The sequence below is a fragment of the Luteimonas sp. e5 genome (assembly GCF_054031035.1).
Genome location: NZ_JBSTRX010000003.1, coordinates 116378 through 133616, shown reverse-complemented (window position 1 = coordinate 133616; position 17239 = coordinate 116378). Strand labels below are relative to the sequence as shown.

18 protein-coding genes are annotated in these 17239 nt (G+C 66.9%); 4 read left to right on the top strand and 14 right to left on the bottom strand.

Translation table 11 applies throughout. The features are described from left to right. Positions 1-64: 64 nt before the first annotated feature. The 3 genes from ACW11F_RS09710 (at position 65) to ACW11F_RS09700 (ending at position 2610) form a co-directional block, all read left to right on the top strand. On the top strand, positions 65-904 hold the full coding sequence (locus ACW11F_RS09710; RefSeq protein WP_456996698.1) for a glycosyltransferase family 2 protein: 840 nt from the start codon (positions 65-67) through the stop codon (positions 902-904). Next, the gene (locus ACW11F_RS09705; protein ID WP_456996697.1) at positions 901-1740 is read left to right on the top strand and encodes a glycosyltransferase family 2 protein; all 840 of its coding nucleotides are present in this window, start codon (positions 901-903) and stop codon (positions 1738-1740) included. Before ACW11F_RS09710 ends, ACW11F_RS09705 begins: the two co-directional genes overlap by 4 nt. Positions 1741-1815: 75 nt before the next feature. Next, positions 1816-2610, top strand: a complete 795-nt coding sequence (locus ACW11F_RS09700; RefSeq protein ID WP_456996696.1) for a DUF3667 domain-containing protein — start codon at positions 1816-1818, stop codon at positions 2608-2610. 9 nt (positions 2611-2619) lie between these two features. On the opposite strand, the gene pyrF is transcribed toward ACW11F_RS09700, so the two are convergent. Next, positions 2620-3435, bottom strand: coding sequence for an orotidine-5'-phosphate decarboxylase (gene pyrF, locus ACW11F_RS09695; RefSeq protein WP_456996695.1), 816 nt, complete (start codon positions 3433-3435; stop codon positions 2620-2622). Between the two features lie 66 nt (positions 3436-3501). Between pyrF and pncB the strand changes: the two genes are divergently transcribed. Further along, positions 3502-4674 (top strand): nicotinate phosphoribosyltransferase, encoded by a 1173-nt coding sequence (pncB, locus tag ACW11F_RS09690; protein ID WP_456996694.1) that lies wholly within the window; start codon positions 3502-3504, stop codon positions 4672-4674. Positions 4675-4744: 70 nt separating this feature from the next. Here the strand turns inward: pncB and ettA are convergent, their stop codons facing one another. The 13 genes from ettA to ACW11F_RS09625 form a co-directional block, all read right to left on the bottom strand. Next, positions 4745-6409, bottom strand: coding sequence for an energy-dependent translational throttle protein EttA (gene ettA, locus ACW11F_RS09685; RefSeq protein ID WP_456996693.1), 1665 nt, complete (start codon positions 6407-6409; stop codon positions 4745-4747). A 94-nt stretch (positions 6410-6503) separates the two neighbouring features. Next, the gene (locus ACW11F_RS09680; protein WP_456996692.1) at positions 6504-7067 is read right to left on the bottom strand and encodes a hypothetical protein; all 564 of its coding nucleotides are present in this window, start codon (positions 7065-7067) and stop codon (positions 6504-6506) included. A gap of 21 nt (positions 7068-7088) precedes the next feature. Next, positions 7089-8486, bottom strand: a complete 1398-nt coding sequence (locus tag ACW11F_RS09675) for a phospholipase effector Tle1 domain-containing protein (RefSeq protein WP_456996691.1) — start codon at positions 8484-8486, stop codon at positions 7089-7091. 19 nt (positions 8487-8505) lie between these two features. Beyond that, positions 8506-9129 carry a hypothetical protein gene (locus ACW11F_RS09670; protein WP_456996690.1) on the bottom strand — a complete coding sequence of 208 codons (624 nt, stop codon included), beginning with the start codon at positions 9127-9129 and terminating at the stop codon, positions 8506-8508. Positions 9130-9295: 166 nt separating this feature from the next. Beyond that, complete coding sequence (locus ACW11F_RS09665; protein WP_456996689.1) at positions 9296-10165, bottom strand: hypothetical protein; 870 nt, start codon at positions 10163-10165, stop codon at positions 9296-9298. A gap of 227 nt (positions 10166-10392) precedes the next feature. Then, the gene (hisIE, locus tag ACW11F_RS09660) at positions 10393-11031 is read right to left on the bottom strand and encodes a bifunctional phosphoribosyl-AMP cyclohydrolase/phosphoribosyl-ATP diphosphatase HisIE (RefSeq protein ID WP_456996688.1); all 639 of its coding nucleotides are present in this window, start codon (positions 11029-11031) and stop codon (positions 10393-10395) included. Then, complete coding sequence (gene hisF, locus ACW11F_RS09655) at positions 11021-11797, bottom strand: imidazole glycerol phosphate synthase subunit HisF (RefSeq protein ID WP_456996687.1); 777 nt, start codon at positions 11795-11797, stop codon at positions 11021-11023. The genes hisIE and hisF overlap by 11 nt, the downstream gene beginning before the upstream one ends. Beyond that, complete coding sequence (locus tag ACW11F_RS09650; protein WP_456997090.1) at positions 11791-12516, bottom strand: 1-(5-phosphoribosyl)-5-[(5-phosphoribosylamino)methylideneamino]imidazole-4-carboxamide isomerase; 726 nt, start codon at positions 12514-12516, stop codon at positions 11791-11793. The genes hisF and ACW11F_RS09650 overlap by 7 nt, the downstream gene beginning before the upstream one ends. Positions 12517-12563: 47 nt before the next feature. Then, complete coding sequence (hisB, locus tag ACW11F_RS09645; RefSeq protein WP_456997089.1) at positions 12564-13736, bottom strand: bifunctional histidinol-phosphatase/imidazoleglycerol-phosphate dehydratase HisB; 1173 nt, start codon at positions 13734-13736, stop codon at positions 12564-12566. Continuing rightward, entirely contained in the window at positions 13643-14731 is a 1089-nt protein-coding gene (gene hisC, locus ACW11F_RS09640; protein ID WP_456996686.1) for a histidinol-phosphate transaminase, read from the bottom strand. The genes hisB and hisC overlap by 94 nt, the downstream gene beginning before the upstream one ends. Continuing rightward, complete coding sequence (gene hisD / locus ACW11F_RS09635) at positions 14728-16026, bottom strand: histidinol dehydrogenase (protein WP_456996685.1); 1299 nt, start codon at positions 16024-16026, stop codon at positions 14728-14730. The genes hisC and hisD overlap by 4 nt, the downstream gene beginning before the upstream one ends. Beyond that, entirely contained in the window at positions 16023-16910 is an 888-nt protein-coding gene (gene hisG, locus ACW11F_RS09630; RefSeq protein WP_456996684.1) for an ATP phosphoribosyltransferase, read from the bottom strand. Before hisG ends, hisD begins: the two co-directional genes overlap by 4 nt. Next, positions 16907-17221, bottom strand: a complete 315-nt coding sequence (locus ACW11F_RS09625) for a YerC/YecD family TrpR-related protein (RefSeq protein WP_456996683.1) — start codon at positions 17219-17221, stop codon at positions 16907-16909. The genes hisG and ACW11F_RS09625 overlap by 4 nt, the downstream gene beginning before the upstream one ends. Positions 17222-17239 lie beyond the last annotated feature (18 nt).

The window sequence follows — 17239 nt, the reverse complement described above, 5'->3', positions numbered from 1 at the left end:
CGATGAGCGCACCGTCGCGCGCGGACTCGGCTAAAGTGCCGGCATCGCCCGCCGTTTCCGTCGCATGAGCCCATCCGATCTGCCCGTCGTCCTGCTGCCCATCGGCACCGATGACGCGGCGCTGGATGCCTGCCTCGCAGCACTGGAGCGCGGCACGCCGGTCGGCACCCGGGTATGGCTGCTCGACGATGGCCAAGCCGGGCCGCGCGGCATCGCGATCATCGAGCGTTGGCTCGGCGGCACCCGGCTGCAGGCCGAATACACCCGGCGTGAGAAGCCCATCGGCGAAGCGGCGCATCTGGCCGAAGGCGTCGCCGCCTGTGGCGAACTCGACATCGTGGTGCTGGCCCCGGACGTGCGCCCGGCGCCGGGCTGGCTCGGCCAGATGGCCGCCTGCCTCGGCCGCGATGCCAGCATCGCCACCGCGACGCCGTGGAGCAATGCCGGCGAAACCGTGGCCTGGCCACGCCTGGGCGAATTGCAGCCGGAGCCGGCAGAACCGCAACGCATCGCCGCGGCCTGCGCGCGCATGCCGCCGCTGCACCCGGAGCTGCCCGGGGCCGGCACCCATGCCGTGCTGCTGCGTGGCGCGGCACGCCGCCGCAGTGGAACGCTGGATGGCGAAAGTTTCGCCAGTTGGGCCGCCGCGTTGACCGACTATTCCCTGCGCCTGGCGGCGATGGGCTGGCGCAACGCCTTGTGCGAGAACGCCTTCGTTGCCCGCGACCGCGAGCCTTGGCATGGCGAGGACGATCCGGGCGTGCTGGCGGTGCGCTGGCCCGACTACCGTCCACGCCTGGCGCGCTTCCTGATGGATGATCCGTTGCAGGACATGCGCCGCCAACTGCAGGTGCTGTACGACGCGTGCGAGGATCCGTCACCGCAGGATGACCTGTTCGCATGAGCGGGGCCGGCATCGCCGCGGTGGTGGTGAGTTTCAACAGCGCAACGACCATCGACGAGTGCCTGCGGCGCCTGCGCGCAGCGCACGGGGTGGACGAGATCCGCGTGGTCGACAATGCCTCGGGCGACGGCACCATGGAGATCGTGCAGCGCCATGCGCTGGCCGATGTGCGGCTGCGCTTCATCGCCAACCCCGACAACCCCGGTTTTGCCGTGGCCTGCAACCAGGGTGCGGCCGACAGCGATGCACCGTGGCTGGCCTTCGTCAACCCGGATCTGCTGGTGGAAGCGGATGCCCTGCTGCGCCTGCGCGATGCCGCGACCGGCTTGGGCGAGGCGCTGCTCGGCGCCGAACTGCACGGCGAGGATGGCGAACCCGATCCGGCCGCGCGGCGACGTGATCCCGACTTCGCCGCGATGCTGCGTTTGGCCGCGGCACGTGACCTCGCCGTGCCACGCGATGCGGGCCGCGCCGTGCAGCCGGTGGATGCGGTATCCGGCGCACTCATGCTGCTGCCGCGCAGCCTGTTCGTGCGCATCGGCGGTTTCGATGAAGGCTATCGGCTGCATGCCGAAGACCTCGACCTGTGCCGGCGCGCGCGCCAGGCCGGCGCCGTCATCGCCTGCGCCAACGACGTGCATGTGCTGCACGTGCGCGGCGTGTCCTCGCGCAGCCGGCCGCTGTTCGTCGAATGGCACAAGCACCGCGGGCTGTGGCGTTACTACCGCAAGTTCGATGCCCCCAATCACGGTCTGGTCACGCGCCTGGCGGTGTTTGGCATGATCTGGGCACGGTTTCCGCTGGCACTGGCCCGCAAGGCCATGGCCGCGCGATGACCCGCCACAGGTGCGGCAGGTGCGGCAGGCGTGCCGCGCCCGCTAACATCGCGACAGTGAGTGGAGGGAACGCCCATGCTTGAAGCCGGCCACTGTGCCAATTGCGGTCGTGCCATCGATGGCGCGGAGCAGAAGTTCTGCCCGGCCTGCGGTCGCGCCACCCCGGTGCGGCGGATCGACTGGGCGTTCCTGCGCAGCGAGCTGGAGCACAGCGTGCTGCACATGGATCGCGGCGTGCTGCATACGCTGAAGCATCTGATGCTGCGCCCCGGGCACTTGCTGCGCGAATACCTGGATGGCCAGCGCGGCAGTCATGTCAAACCGCTGTTGCTGGTGATGATGATGGCGGCGGCGGTGCTGTTGCTCAATCGCCATTTCGCCGGCGGGATGCTGCTGGATGTCGATCCTGGAACCATGACCGGTGCGGCCGGCGAGGGTGCGGGGGGCCTGGAGGAGTTGCAGGCGGCTAACATCTGGTTTCGCGGCAATTTCACCCTGATCACGCTGGCCTCGATTCCGCTGATGGCGGCGACCAGTTGGCTGGTCTTCCGTCGCTGGCGCGATGTCAACTATCCGGAATGGCTGGTGATCTGGGCGTTCCTGACCGCGCAGGGCTATGTGCTGTGGGGGCTGCTGATGCTGGTGCAGCGCTGGCTGCCCGACACCATGGTTTGGTCCTTGCTGCTGATGCCGCTGTATGCCACGGCCAGCCTGATGCAGTTCTTCGGCCCCGGCTCACGCTGGCAGGTGCTGTGGCGTCTGATGGTGGCCTACGGGCTGTCATTCATTTTGCAAATCGTGGGCAGTTCGCTGGCCATGCTGTTCATCCAGCTGCTGCGGCCTGCGTTTGCCGGCACCGCGGCGAGCTGAGGGCCGCGATCAGCGCCAGCGGTTGATCGCATCGCGCAGTTCGCGCGCGGCATCGGCGGCGGCTTCGGCAAAGCCTGCGCCGGAGGAGGCATACAGGATGCCGCGCGAGGAATTGATCATCAGCCCGGTGCCATCGGCACTGCTTCCGTTCTCCACCACCGCGCGCACGTCGCCGCCCTGCGCGCCGACGCCGGGAATCAACAGCGGCATGTCACCGACGATGCCGCGGATCACCTTCAATTCCTCGGGGAAGGTCGCGCCGACCACCAGTGCGCAGTTGCCATCGGCATTCCAGTCATTGGCAATGGTGCGCGCGATGTGCTGGTACAGCGGCACGCCATCGACCAGAAGTTCCTGGAAGTCACGCGCGCCGGGGTTGCTGGTGTGGCACAGGAACACGCAGCCGCGGTCATTGCGCGCCAGGAACGGCTGCGCCGAATCGCGGCCCATGTAGGGATTGAGCGTGACCGCATCCGCGCCGAAGCGATCGAAGGCCTCCACCGCGTACTGTTCGGCGGTGCTGCCGATGTCGCCGCGCTTGGCATCCAGGATCACCGGGATGTCCGGGTGCGTCCCGTTGATGTGCGCGATCAGCCGCTGCAGCTGTGCCTCGCCACTGTTGTGCGCGGCGAAATAGGCGATCTGCGGCTTGAACGCGCAGGCGTATTCGGCGGTGGCATCGACGATGCGCGCGCAGAAATGGAACAGCGCATCCGGATCGTTGACGAAGGCATCGGGGAAGCGCGCCGGGTCCGGGTCCAGGCCCACGCAGAGCAGGCTGTCGGCGTCTTGCCAGCGCTGGCGCAGGCGTTGGATGAAGGACATGGCAGGCTCCACGGTGCAGGCCGCCCATTTTGCCAGTTGCCGGCACCGCCGCGCTAAGCTGCGCGGATGATCATCCAGTCCCTGCTTGATACCGATCTGTACAAGTTCACCATGATGCAGGCGGTGCTGCACCAGCACCCCGGCGCGCAGGTCGAATACCGCTTCAAATGCCGCACCCCGGGCGTGGACCTGGCCCGTCATCTGGACGAGATCGGCGCGCAGATCGAGCATCTGTGCAGCTTGCGCCTGCAGCCGGAGGAACTGGCCTACCTGCGCAGCCTGCGCTACATCAAGTCGGACTTCGTCGATTTCCTGGAGCTGTTCCAGTTGCAGCGGCGGCGCGTCGAGCTGAGTGCGTCAACCAGCGTGCCGGGCGAGATCGAGATCATCATCCGTGGCCCGTGGCTGCACACCATCCTGTTCGAGGTGCCGGTGCTGGCGATCGTCAGCGAGACCTGGATGCGGCAGCAAAGCGGTGCGGATCTGGAGGAGGGCGAACGCCGCCTGCGCGCCAAGCTCGAACGCATCGGCAATGAAGCGCCGCACTGCACCGTGACCGACTTCGGTACCCGCCGCCGCTACTCGCGTCAGTGGCAGGCGCACCTCGTTCCCATTTGCCGCGAGGTGCTGGGCGCGCAATTCGTCGGCACCAGCAATGTCGGCCTTGCCATGCGCCATGGCATGACGCCGCACGGCACCATGGCCCACGAATGGCTGCAGGCGTTCCAGCAGCTCGGCCCGCGCCTGCGCGATTCGCAGCGCGCCGCGTTCGAGGCCTGGGCGCAGGAATACCGCGGCGACCTCGGCATCGCCCTGACCGACATCGTCGGCCTGCAGGCCTTCCTCGCCGACTTCGACATGTACTTCTGCAAGCTGTTCGACGGCATGCGCCACGATTCCGGCGACCCGCTGGTCTGGGGTGATGCCCTGCTGGCGCATCTGGCCGCGAACAAGGTCGATGCACGCAGCAAGTCGCTGGTGTTCAGCGACGGCCTGGATGCCAACGCGGTGATCCGCATCCACCGCCATTTTGCCGGCCGCTGCAAGCTGGGCTTCGGCATCGGCACCAACCTGACCAATGACGTCGGCCCAAAGCCGCTGTCGATCGTGCTGAAGATGGTGCGCTTGAATGGCCAGCCGGTGGCCAAGATCAGCGACACCCCCGGCAAGGGCATGAGCGACGACCCGGCCTTCGTCACCTACCTGCGCAAGGTGTTCGGCCTGCCGCCGACGCCGTGAGCGGCGCAATGAACGACGCCCGGCGGGGCCGGGCGTCGTGGTGAAGCAGTGAGCGAACGAATGTGGCCGCTTATTTCAGCGCCTTGAAGCGCAGCCGCTTGGGGCCGGCGTCGTCGCCGAGGCGGCGCTTCTTGTCTTCCTCGTATTCGCGGTAGTTGCCCTGGAAGAACTCCACGTGCGAGTTGCCTTCGAAGGCGAGGATGTGGGTGGCGATGCGGTCGAGGAACCAGCGGTCGTGGCTGATCACGAAGGCGTTGCCGGGGAATTCCAGCAACGCGTCTTCCAGCGCACGCAGGGTTTCCACGTCCAGGTCGTTGGACGGTTCGTCCAGCAGCAGCACGTTGCCGCCCTGCAGCAGGGTCTTGGCCAGGTGCAGGCGGCCGCGTTCACCACCGGACAGCGAGCCGACCCGCTTCTGCTGGTCCTGGCCCTTGAAGTTGAAGCGGCCGATGTAGGCACGTGACTGGATCTCGATGCCGTTGATGTCGAGGATGTCGCGGCCACCGGAAACTTCCTCGAACACGGTGTGGTCACCTTCCAGCTTGTCGCGGCTCTGGTCGACATAGGCGATGTTGACCGTCGGGCCGATGTCGATGCTGCCCGAATCCGGCTGCTCCTGGCCGGTGATCATCTTGAACAGGGTCGATTTGCCGGCGCCGTTGGGGCCGATGATGCCGACGATCGCGCCCGGCGGCACCGAGAACGACAGATCGTCGATCAGCAGGCGATCGCCGAAGCGCTTGGAGACGTTCTTGAACTCGATCACCTTGTTGCCCAGGCGCTCGCCCGGCGGGATGAAGATCTCGTTGGTCTCCTGCCGCTTCTGGTATTCCTGCGACTGCAGTTCCTCCAGCCGAGCAAGACGCGCCTTGCCCTTGGAGCGGCCGCCCTTGGCGTTCTGCCGCGACCATTCCAGTTCCTTCTGGATCGCCTTCTGGCGGGCCTTTTCCTGGCTCTCTTCCTGGCGCAGGCGCGCTTCCTTCTGCACCAGCCATTCGGTGTAATTGCCCTTCCACGGAATGCCGCGGCCGCGGTCGAGTTCGAGGATCCACTCGGCGGCGTTGTCGAGGAAGTAGCGATCGTGGGTCACCGCGACCACGGTGCCGGGGTAGCGCTGCAGGAACTGCTCCAGCCACTCCACCGATTCGGCGTCGAGGTGGTTGGTCGGCTCGTCCAGCAGCAGCATGTCCGGCTTCTGCAGCAGCAGCCGGCACAGTGCGACGCGGCGCTTCTCGCCACCGGAAAGATGACCGATCTTCGCATCCCACGGCGGCAGGCGCAGCGCATCGGCGGCGACTTCCAGCTGGTTTTCCAGCGTGTGCGCGTCACCGGCGGCAAGGATCGCCTCCAGCCGCTCCTGTTCCTTGGCCAGCGCGTCGAAGTCGGCGCCTTCCTCGGCATAGGCGGCATAGACCTTGTCCAGCGCGGCCTGTGCCTGCAGCACCTCGCCAACGCCTTCCTCGACCGCCTCGCGCACGGTCTGCTCCGGGTCCAGCTGCGGCTCCTGCGGCAGGTAGCCGACCTTGATTCCCGGCTGCGCGCGTGCCTCGCCTTCGAAATCGGTATCCACGCCGGCCATGATCCGCAGCACGGTGGACTTGCCGGCACCGTTCAGGCCGAGCAGGCCGATCTTGGCTCCGGGGAAGAAGGACAGCGAGATGTCCTTGATGATCTGCCGCTTGGGCGGCACCACCTTGGACACCCGGTTCATGGTGTAGATGTATTGCGAGGACATGCGGGCTCCGCGAGCGAAAGCCCGGCGTCGCACGACGCGGCCGGGCAGGGGAAAGAGCTAACCCCCTATTATAAGCTGCGCCCGCAGGTGTTGCTCAGTCGACCAGGATGTAGTCGGCGTTGGCGTCGAAACGTTTCGCCTCGGGCCCCACGCGCACGCACAGGCGCTCCCCGCACTGGCTCAGGCTGCCGCTGCGCGATGCGTCGAGGATCTGCCGGGAAAACTCGGCTCGTTTCAGCTCCTGGTGGTTTTTCCACACCAGATAGCTGCTGCCCCCTGCGGCAAGAAGGGCGCCGATGATCAATGCCGCGCCGGCAAGCATGCCGATCGAGCGCTGCGATGCCTGCAGCCCCTTCACCTGCTCATGCAAGGTCTGGCTGGCCTGATGGAGGCTGCCGACCGTTTGCTGCAAGCGCTCGATGCCCGGTGCCATCCCTTCCTGCAGGCCCTGGCTCACCGCGCCGCGGCCTTCGCGACGCACGGTGTCGATGACGTCATGGCTCAACCGTTGCATCCGGCTCTCGATGTCCTGCGCCGATTTCGCCATCGATTCGCCGGTGCGCTCCAGCTCCCCGCTGATGCGCGCGGCACGCTCTTCCAGTGCCTGGGTGAATGCACCCAGGCGCAATGCCAGCTCCTGGAGTTCCCTCTCGTTCACGCCTCGCCCCCTGGTGTTCGATCAGACTCGCATGACTGGGCCGCGCTGGATTTCAGCCTGTTGCTGTTGCTGTGCCAATTGCTCGGCCTGCGCCTTTTCCAGTACCGCCAGATCGTGATGGTATTCGCGGCCCTGCTGCAGCCATGACTGCCCCTGCGGGCTGCGCGCATACTCACGCCCCACGCCCAGCATGCCGGCCGAGTCATTGCGCATCGCGGCATCGGTCATGCGCATGAACATGTCTTCGATCGGATCCCTGGCCCGGGATTGCACATCGGTCTGCAGCCGCGGCGGGCTGTCGGCGGGCTGGATGCGTACCGGCTGGCGCTCGACCTGGGCATCGAGGACCGGATCCACCGGCGCCTTGCGGGTGCAGTCGGGTTGCGGCTCGATGCGACACTGCCGCGCCGGGCCCGGCTGTTCGATGAAATCGCGCTGGCCATCGCGAAAGCCCCGGGTAGTCCAGATTGGTGAATGATCCTCGGAGCGGTGAATGACATATTGCGCGGGATCCTGGGGCACCGCTTGCTTGGTGAGGAAGTCACGGTCGCTGAGGCTGTTGAGAAAGTCGATACCCAGATTGGCACTGAGGATGCCCAGGCCATTGCGCGGATAGCTGTTGCCCACGTCGCTGTGGGCCCCGGGCACGGTGATGCTGAGGAAGCGGTTGGCTTCGGTCATGCCCTCCGGGATCAGGTAATTGCCCTTGAATTGATCACGCCGGTCCTGCGACATGATCTGGAACCCGCCGACCACCGAAGGCGGCAGGCGCCGGTCATGCTCGGTGATGCCGGTGGCGACCGGATCGAACAGCATCACCGCCTGCCGGGTGTTGCCGGGTGGGACCAGTTGGTCGCGGTACACGGCATGGGTCACGATGCCGTTTGGTGCATTGATAACAGCAGTATCGGGATCCATGATGCCGCGTTCATGGATCACCCGTGTCAATGCGGCTGCCAGCTCTGCGCCACGACTGAAGCCGATGGCGGCAACACTGATCTCGGCGTTGGGGTCTTCTTCGAGCCATCGCTTGGCTTGCACGCAAAACTGGCGATAGGCCGTTTCCACGCGTTGTTCGAAGCTGTGCCCAGTCCAGCCGTCCCATTTTTTCGGCAGCCAGCTTTCCTGGGTGCCGATGCCTTCGACATAGCCAGAGCGAATGTTGCTGACACCGTTACGCCGCAACTCTTCCAGTTGCTCATGGATCTTTCCTACGGCACTCCATGTTTCGGGATTATCCTGATAGATGCTGTTGCCGGTGCCGTCCATCGCGGCGACATACAGGCGCTGGTGCGGATTGTCATGCCGCAGCAGGATGGGCGCCTGCATCTGGCCGAGCTGTTGTTCGGCGGCAGCGTAACGGTCCAGATCGGCTTGAGTGACCGGGTCGTGACGAATACGGGACGCATCTTTACCCATAGTGATCTTCTGTCAGTCTTCAGTAAGTTCGCGAGTAAACCTTGATCAGGTCATACCGGAAGTTGCTGTAGCGATTTCCGGGTTTCTGCAGTTCCTTGGTGCCAATATGTGCCCGCATGTAGACATTGATGGTGCGGTCGTTCACCTCGAGGATGATGTCGGGCACGAACATGTCGGTGGTGTTGGCGATTTCCTCCCGCTTGAGGTTGTGGTGGATCAGACCATCCTTGAAGATCTCGGCCATGTCCACTTCAGCCTGCAGTGGCGTGCCGTCCTTGGAGCGCCATGTCACCCGCGCGGGGGGCGGGAAGTTGGGTATAGATAGATGACTGGCCCCGAGGTTGTCGGGATATTTGTCTCCGAGTGATTCCGACGATATCTGCAGTTTGTCATCGGGGGCATTGATATATGAGCGGTTTCCATAGATGACCTTGGCGCCATAGGTGCTGTAGGTAAACGCACTGAAATTGTGCGCATTGAACCTCAACGGCCACTCCCACTTGGTCTTCTCCGGCTGGCCGCCGGCCTGCTCGGACTGGGTGGGTGGCGGAAATTGGTTGTTCATGGCCGAGCTGCATCCTGTGCTGGTGCCCAGCAGGGCGCTGGTGGCGAGGAGAAGGGTGGATGGCCTGAGGCGTGTCATCGCATGCTCCTGGATTCAACCCGGTTATAGCCTCGCGGCGAGCGGCTTGGCAAGCGAAAACGCGAGGGGCGCCGGCGTGGAAAACCGCGCAATTGATGGCCGCGCCGAGTCGTTTGATGGTGGTGCCAAGCCTGCGAGGTCACGTCAGGCAACCCCTCCCGGCGGATCAGTTGGTGGGTGGCTGCAAGCCCTTGACGAAGGCGTCCATGGCGCTCTGGCCCAGTTCGATCATCCGCGGCTGGGCAATGTCCGCCGATACCGGCACCGACAGGCTGTATTCGATCAGGTAATCGCCATGCACCACGAAGCGGCTGATGCCGACCGCCGCCTGTTCCGGTGATTCGGCATATTTGAAACGCGAAGTCGGGAAGCAGTGCGAGCCGACGCGGCCTCCGGTAATCATTTCCAGGCCATCGCCCAACGGCGTGGCGGTGCGAATGAAGGAGACCTTGTTGCCCTGGGCATTGCTCCTTTGCATTTCCATGACATTGAGCAGGATGCCGTCGCCGGCGCCACGCAACGATTCCGGGAGATGGGTGACCACGTACGCGGCTTCGAAGGGGGCCTGCCCGGTTCGACTCAACAGCACATAGTTGTCACTGACGCCACGGTCGTCGGCATCGAAACGGGTCATGGCCGTCCATGCCCGGTAGTCGGGAATGGCATTGAAATCGATGCGATAGCCGGTGCTGCCGATCTGCAATGCGCCACTCGACCAGATGGCCTCACGCTGCGGATGCACGATCCAACCAACGGCGGGTGCCGGTCCTGCGCAGTCCTGCTTGTTGATCACCGCGACATTGTGGATCGGCGGTGTGGCGGGGGACTCCACTGCCTGTGCCTGGCCCAGGCCACCGACAAACGCAATCATCCCGGCTGCAGCAAGATTCGCGATCACTTGCATGTTCGTATCTCCTTTCACGTGGCCAAACAATCCGTTGGGGCCAGCATAGCCCAGGTCCGCGCCGCACGGGATGGCGCGGTGCGGCATCTGTTTTGCGATGCAAAAGCGCGCGGGGACATCATGCGCCGCCACCGATCACGCATGTGGCCGTGCGGGTGTTTCATCGAGCTCGCCAGGCATTGCCGGGATATGGCATCGAATCCGTGATCCCGACGTGGCCAAAGCCACCACCGATAGATTTGGTGCCCGGCAATCAATGCATGCTGGATCACGATGGGCTTCGCGTACCCGCATCGGCGTGTCTGCGGATGCCGGAGCGAATGCGCGACGGAGAAGCGGGAAGGGATGCAGCCGCGGACTCAGCGTGCACGGGCCTGCAACAGGGTGCTGACGTCGCGCCAGCCCAGGCCGCGTGCCTGCAGCAGTACCAGCAGGTGGTAGAGCAGGTCCGCGGCTTCGCCGCATAGCGAAGCCTCGTCGTCGGTCACCGCGGCCAGTGCGGTTTCCACGCCTTCTTCGCCCACCTTCTGGGCGATCCGCGGCACGCCCGAATCCAGCAGACGACGTGTATAGCTGTGTGCCGGGTCGGCGTCGCTGCGTGCGGCGATCGTGCCTTGCAGTCCGGCCAGCACGTCGCCGGGTACGTTGCCGAAACAGCTGGTGATTCCCTTGTGGCAGGTCGGGCCGGCCGGCTCGGCCAGCAGCAGCAGCGCATCCAGGTCGCAATCGGCATGCACGCTGCGCACGCGCAGGACGTTGCCGCTGGACTCGCCCTTGGTCCACAGGCTGGCGCGGCTGCGGCTGTGAAAGGTGGCGAGGCCGGTTTCAAGCGTGCGCGCAAGGGCGTCGCGGCTCATGTAGCCGAGCATCAGCACACGCAGGGTGTCTGCGTCCTGCACCACCGCCGGAAGCAATCCGCCCTGTTTGTCCCAGGCCAGCGCGGACAGCGCCAGCGGCGTGCCGTCCTGGGCGATCACGGCAGCCGTCTCAGCCGCCATCGCGCACCTCGACGCCGGCCTTGCGCAGGGCTTGCTTGAGCGGTCCGATCTGCACCGTGCCGGAGTGGAACGCGCTGGCGGCCAGGGCGCCATCGACGTTGGCCTGGGTGAACACCTCGATGAAGTGTTCGGCCTTGCCGGCACCACCGGAGGCGACCAGCGGTACCTGGCAGACGGCGCGTGCGGCCTGCAGCTGCGCGATGTCGTAACCGTCGCGCACGCCGTCGCTGTTCATGCAGTTGAGCACCACTTCGCCGGCACCGCGCTGTTGCACCTCGGCGATCCATTCCAGGGTCGGGCGCGGATGGGTGCGCATCGCGGCGGGATCGCCGGTGTGGCTGCGCACGCGCCAGATGCCATCCGCATCACGAAGGCTGTCGATGCCGACCACCACGCGCGCGCTGCCGAAGGCGTCGGCCAGCGCATCCACCAGTGCAGGTTGCAGCAGCGCCGGCGTGTTGACCGATACCTTGCTGGCACCGGCCTGCAGCATGCGGCGGGCGGCATCCACGCTGTCGATGCCGCCGGCCACGCAGAACGGGATGTCGAGCAGTTCGGCGAGGCGCCGCACCCAGGCCAGGTCCGCATGCCGGCGTTCGACGCTGGCGGTGATGTCGTACATCACCAGTTCGTCCGCGCCGGCATCCCGGTAGCGCACGGCCAGATCGGCGATGGCGCCCATGTCCACGTGGTCGGCAAAGCGCACGCCCTTCACCACGCGGCCGTCGCGCACGTCCAGACACGGAATGATGCGGCGGGTCAGCATGCTGCCTCCAGCGCGTCCGCAAGTGTCAGCCGGCCTTCCAGCAGCGAACGGCCCAGGACCACGCCGGCGCAGCCGGCGCTGCGTGCGGCCGTCACGTCGGCGACATTGCGCACCCCGCCGGAGGCTATCAGGGCGAACTGTGGCCAGCGCGCGCACAGCGTCCGGTACAGCTCGATGTTGGGGCCGGACAGCATGCCGTCGCGGCCGATGTCGGTGCACAGCAGGTGGCGTGCGCCGGCATCGGCGTAATGCGCCAGCAGCGTGTCCAGTGTGTCGCCGGCATCGCGTGTCCAGCCGTGGGTCGGCAGCCGCCAAACCCCGTCCGGATCGCGGCGCGCATCCAGCGCGATCACCAGCGCATCGGCCCCGAAGCGTTGCAGCCAGCCCGCCACGCGGCGTGGCTCGCGGATCGCCACCGAACCCACCACCACGCGTGCGGCGCCTGCATCCAGCAAGCGCTGCACATCGTCCCCGCTGCGCACGCCGCCACCGGTCTGCACATGCAGCCGGCCACGGCGGGCCAGGGCGTGCAGCAGGGGCAGCAGCGCATAGCCGCCGTCGCGTGCGGCATCCAGATCGACCAGATGCAGCCAGCGTGCACCGGCATCGGCATGCTGCAGGGCCAGCACCAAGGGCTCGTTCGCGTAGGTCGTTTGTCGAGCGTAATCGCCCTGGGCCAGGCGAACCACGCGGCCTGATCGCAGGTCGATCGCCGGCATCACTTCAAACCCCGTGGCGGCTTTCACCTCGACTCTGGTGGAAACGTTCACAGTGCCCCCTTGCTGCTGGGAAGTGCATGGCCGTCGCGCGCGATCGCCTGTCGCAATGCACGCGCCACCCCCTTGAAGCAGGCTTCGACCTGGTGGTGTGCATTCTCGCCATGGATCGCCAGATGCAGGGTCATGCCGGCGGATTGCGCCAGCGAGTGGAAAAAATGCGGCACCAGTTCGGTCGGCAGGTCGCCGACCCGCTCCCGCGTGAAGCGGCCATCGAACAGGAAATACGGGCGACCGGACAGGTCGAGGCTGGCACTGGCGTGGGCTTCGTCCATCGGCAATGCGAAGCCATACCGCCCGATGCCGCGCTTGCCGCCCAACGCTTCGCGCAGGGCCTGTCCGAGTGACAGGGCGCAGTCCTCCACGGTGTGATGCTCGTCCACCTGCAGGTCGCCGTTGCATTGCAGCTCCAGTGCGAAGCCGCCATGCGTGCCGATCTGCTCGAGCATGTGGTCGAAGAAGGCAAGGCCGGTGGCAATGCGCGGAGGCGCCATGCGGTCGAGGTCGACCCTCACGTCCACCCGTGTCTCGCGGGTGGCGCGCTGCACCCGGGCGGTGCGCGGGGCATTGACCAGTGCATGGGCGATGTCGGCCCATCGCAGGCCATCGCCGAACTGTGCCGAAGCCAGTTTGTAGCCGGGAATCCCGAGGTTGGCGGCAAACTGCAGATCGCTGTCGCGGTCGCCGACCATCGCCGCGCGCGACCAGTCGATGCCGCGGTCCTTGAGCAGATGGGTGACCAGGCCGGTGGCGGGCTTGCGCAACGGCGAGGGTGCGGCTTCGGTACTGGTGTCGATCAGCACCTCGCGGAAGGTGATGCCCTGGCTTTCGAACAGCTGCAGCATGAACTGGTGGGCGGCGTCGAAATGTGCCTGCGGGAAGGCCGCGGTGCCCAGTCCGTCCTGATTGGTCACGATCACGAATTGCCAGCCCGCATCGCGCAGCTGCAGCAGGGCGGGGACCACGCCCTCGACCAGCATCACCTTGTCGATCGCATCCACTTGCAGGTCGTGTGGTTCGGTGATCAGCGTGCCATCGCGATCGACCAGCAGCAGTGGCGTTGGTGCACTCATGCGGCACGCTCCGCAAGGGTGGCCAGTGCCGCCAGCACGCGCGCATTGTCCGTGCGGCGGCCGATGCTGATGCGCAAGGCGCGCTCGCAGCCGGGTTGCGAGCGCATGTCGCGCACCACCACGCCGGCGGCCAGCAGGGCATCGAAGGCCGCTTGCGGCTGCTCGAATTCCACCAGCAGGAAATTGCCCTGCGAGGGCCAGACGCGCGCCACGCCGGGCTGTGCGGTCAGTGCCTCGAGCATGCGGCTGCGCTGCATTTTGCAGTCCGCTGCGCGCGCGCGGGTGGCGGCCAGCGCCGCCGGTTGCAAGGCATCCAGCGCCAGCGACACGGCAGGGGCGGGCAGGGGGTAGGGTACCTGGCAGCGTTGCAGGATGCGCACGATCCCGGGATCGGCCAGCACGCTGCCGATGCGCGCACCGGCCAGCGCGTGCGCCTTGGACAAGGTGCGCAGGATCACGAGGTTGTCGTGTGCGTCCAGCAGCGGCGCCATGTCGGGGAATGCGTCGGCGAATTCGGCATAGGCGGCATCCAGCACCACCAGCGCCTGCCCCTGCAGCGAGTGCGCCAGTGCGGTGATGGCGTCGGTGTCGATGCATTCCCCGGTCGGGTTGCCGGGGTTGCAGACGAACACCAGACTGGCCCCGGTGTCGCGCGCAGCCTGAGCCATCGCGTGCAGATCGCTGTGCCATCCGCTGCGGCCGCGGCGGGCCGGCACCTCGATCACGCGGCTGCCATGCAGGCGCGCGCACACGGCATACATGCCGAATACCGGCGGTGCGATGACGATCGCACCTGCACCGGGCGGACAGAACGCCCGCAGCAGCAGGTCGATGCCCTCATCGCTTCCGCGCGTGGCCAGCAGCTGCGCGGGTTGCACGCCGTACAGCGCGGCCAGTGCGCCGACCAGGGCGGCCGGTTGCGGCGGCGGATAGCGCCGGCAACGCTCATCGGCATCGGCCAGCGAGGCGGTGGCTGCCTCGTTGGCATTGAGCCAGGTTTCGCCGTGCACGGCTTGACGGGCTGCCGAGACGTATCCGCTGAAGTCGCGCAGGTCGCTGCGCAGCACACGCTCGGCGGTGCTCATGCGCCTGCATCCAGGCGCAGACGCACGGCACGCGCATGCCCATGCAGACCCTCGGCATGGGCCAGTGTCTCGGCGCAGGGGCCGATCCGGCCCAGCCCGTCATGGCTGGCCTCCTGCACGGTGATCGCGTTCATGAAGCTGGCCACCGACAAGCCGCTCCAGGCGCGCGCCGCACCGCCAGTGGGCAGCACGTGGTTGCTTCCGCTGCAGTAATCGCCCAGAGATTCCGGTGTCCACTTGCCAAGGAACACGGTGCCCGCGCGCTGGACTCGGGGCAGCCATTGACGCGGCTCGCGCACTGCCAGAATCAGGTGCTCGGGGGCATAGTGGTTCGAGATCGCGATCGCCTCGTCGATCGAGCGGGTGAGGATCAGGCGCGATGCCAGCAGCGCCTGACGCGCGATCGGCGCGCGTGGCAGCGTGGCCAGCTGGGCTTCGACCTCGGCCGCGGTGGCCTGCAGCACAGGCGCCGAGTCCGACAGCAGCAGCACCTGCGAGTCTGCGCCATGCTCGGCCTGGCTGAGCAGGTCGGCCGCGATGAAGGCGGGATCCGCCGCGGCATCGGCAATCACCAGCACCTCGGAGGGCCCGGCGGGCATGTCGATGGCGGGGCCACCCGGGCGCTGCGACACTTGCCGCTTGGCTTCGTCGACATAGGCATTGCCCGGCCCGAACAGTTTGGCGCAGCGGGGCATCGATTCGGTACCGAAGGCCATGCCGGCGATTGCCTGCGCGCCGCCGACCTTGAACACGCGCACCTGCGGTGCGTTGCGCGCCGCCACCAGCACCGCGGGATCGGCGCTGCCATCCTTGCGCGGCGGCGTGCACAGCACGATTTGCGCGCACCCGGCCAGCTGCGCCGGGATCGTGAGCATCAATGCGGTGGAGGGCAGCGGCGCGGTGCCGGCGGGCACGTACAAGCCGACCGGGCTGATCGCGCGCAGCTGCCGTTCGCAGCGCATGCCTGGCGCGGTATCCAGAGCATACGCACGCGGAGCGCCGGCGGCGTGGAAGGCTTCGATGCGCGCGGCCGCCTCTTCGATCGCCTCACGCACGTTCGGCGCCAGGCCGCGTGCAGCCGCATCGAATTCGTCTGCCGTCACTTCCAGCGCTTCCAGGCGCACGCCATCCAGATGTTCGGTATGCACTCGCAGGGCGGTGTCGCCGCGCATGTCCACGTCTTCGAGGATGGCGCTGACCGCCGCCGAGACATTGCCCGCCAGGGCGCGCGTGGGGCGCGTCAGCACGGCCTCGCGCCGCGCCTCGTCCAGCGCGGACCAGTCGATCGTGTTCATGCCAGCATCCTCTCGACCGGAAGCACCATCAGTCCGCGCGCACCGGCGCGCCTGAGCTCCTCCAGACGCTGCCAACTGACCGTGCCATGGCACAGCGCCTGCAGCGACAACAGATCGCTGCCCTCGATCGCACCGCATACCGTGGGCGGCTCGGCATCGGGCAGCAGCGGCAGCACGCCTGCCAGCGCGGCACGCGGTGCCTGGAACATCAGCAGCTTGCTGTCGCGGACTTTCAATGCCCCGTCCAGTCGCCGCAACAGCATGTCGGCGATCGGCTGCAGCACGGGATGCAGCGGCTGCAACGGTGCCGCCAGCACCGCCTCGCTGGCGAGGATGTCCTGCACCGCGCGCAGCTGGTTTGCGGCCAGCGTGGCACCACTGGAAACCAGGTCGCAGATCGCGTCGGCCTGGCCCAGGCGCGGGGCGATCTCCACCGACCCGGACAACACGACCACCTGCGCATCGATGCCCTGTTGATCCAGCCAGCCGCGCAGCAGCACCGGATAGCTGGTGGCGATGCGCTTGCCGGTCAGTTGCGCCGGACCGGTCCACTCCCACTCCTGCGGTATCGCCAACGCCAGGCGACAGGCGCCGAAGCCGAGTGCGCGCAGCTCCACCGCACGCGTGTCGGCCTCGCCGGCCTGTTCACGCAGGACATTGCGACCGACGATGCCCAGATCACACAGGCCGCCGGCGAGGAGTCCCGGGATGTCGTCGTCGCGCACCAGCAGGAGGTCGACCGGAGCGGATTCGCCAAAGCAGAACAGGCGATCGGGGCTTTCGCGCCAGGACAGTCCGCAGGAGGCAAGCAGCGCCCGTGCCGGCTCACCCAGGCGCCCGCTCTTCTGCACGGCGATGCGCAGTCGATCGCGCGCCGCGCTCATGACGCATCGGCCTGTGCGCGGAGGGCCGCGGCGTAGCCGCCGGTACCGCTGTTCAGGGTGCGTGCCACGCGGCCAACCGTGGTCACGCTGACACCGGTGGCCTCATGGATCTCGCGGTAGGGCATGCCCTCGGCGATCCTGGGCACCACCTTCCAGCGGTCGGCCATGGCCTCGAGTTCGGCCGGGGTGCACAGGTCGTACAGGAAGTCGACGATGGTGTCGGCGTCCTGCAGCGAAGCGATGGCGTGGGCGAGCGCCTGCACGTCGCGTTCGAATCGGGGCTGACGGGAGCGGGGGCGGCGTGTTTTCATTGTCACAATGTATTAACA

Coding starts and splice junctions, on each gene's coding strand:
- pncB (WP_456996694.1), top strand. CDS start 3,502: ATGATCATCCAGTCCCTGCTTGATACCGATCTGTACAAGTTCACCATG.
- ACW11F_RS09675 (WP_456996691.1), bottom strand. CDS start 8,486: ATGGGTAAAGATGCGTCCCGTATTCGTCACGACCCGGTCACTCAAGCC.
- ACW11F_RS09705 (WP_456996697.1), top strand. CDS start 901: ATGAGCGGGGCCGGCATCGCCGCGGTGGTGGTGAGTTTCAACAGCGCA.
- hisC (WP_456996686.1), bottom strand. CDS start 14,731: ATGAGCACCGCCGAGCGTGTGCTGCGCAGCGACCTGCGCGACTTCAGC.
- ettA (WP_456996693.1), bottom strand. CDS start 6,409: ATGTCCTCGCAATACATCTACACCATGAACCGGGTGTCCAAGGTGGTG.
- ACW11F_RS09710 (WP_456996698.1), top strand. CDS start 65: ATGAGCCCATCCGATCTGCCCGTCGTCCTGCTGCCCATCGGCACCGAT.
- hisIE (WP_456996688.1), bottom strand. CDS start 11,031: ATGGCGGCTGAGACGGCTGCCGTGATCGCCCAGGACGGCACGCCGCTG.
- hisF (WP_456996687.1), bottom strand. CDS start 11,797: ATGCTGACCCGCCGCATCATTCCGTGTCTGGACGTGCGCGACGGCCGC.
- ACW11F_RS09625 (WP_456996683.1), bottom strand. CDS start 17,221: ATGAAAACACGCCGCCCCCGCTCCCGTCAGCCCCGATTCGAACGCGAC.
- hisG (WP_456996684.1), bottom strand. CDS start 16,910: ATGAGCGCGGCGCGCGATCGACTGCGCATCGCCGTGCAGAAGAGCGGG.
- hisD (WP_456996685.1), bottom strand. CDS start 16,026: ATGAACACGATCGACTGGTCCGCGCTGGACGAGGCGCGGCGCGAGGCC.
- ACW11F_RS09670 (WP_456996690.1), bottom strand. CDS start 9,129: ATGACACGCCTCAGGCCATCCACCCTTCTCCTCGCCACCAGCGCCCTG.
- ACW11F_RS09700 (WP_456996696.1), top strand. CDS start 1,816: ATGCTTGAAGCCGGCCACTGTGCCAATTGCGGTCGTGCCATCGATGGC.
- ACW11F_RS09650 (WP_456997090.1), bottom strand. CDS start 12,516: ATGCCGGCGATCGACCTGCGATCAGGCCGCGTGGTTCGCCTGGCCCAG.
- pyrF (WP_456996695.1), bottom strand. CDS start 3,435: ATGTCCTTCATCCAACGCCTGCGCCAGCGCTGGCAAGACGCCGACAGC.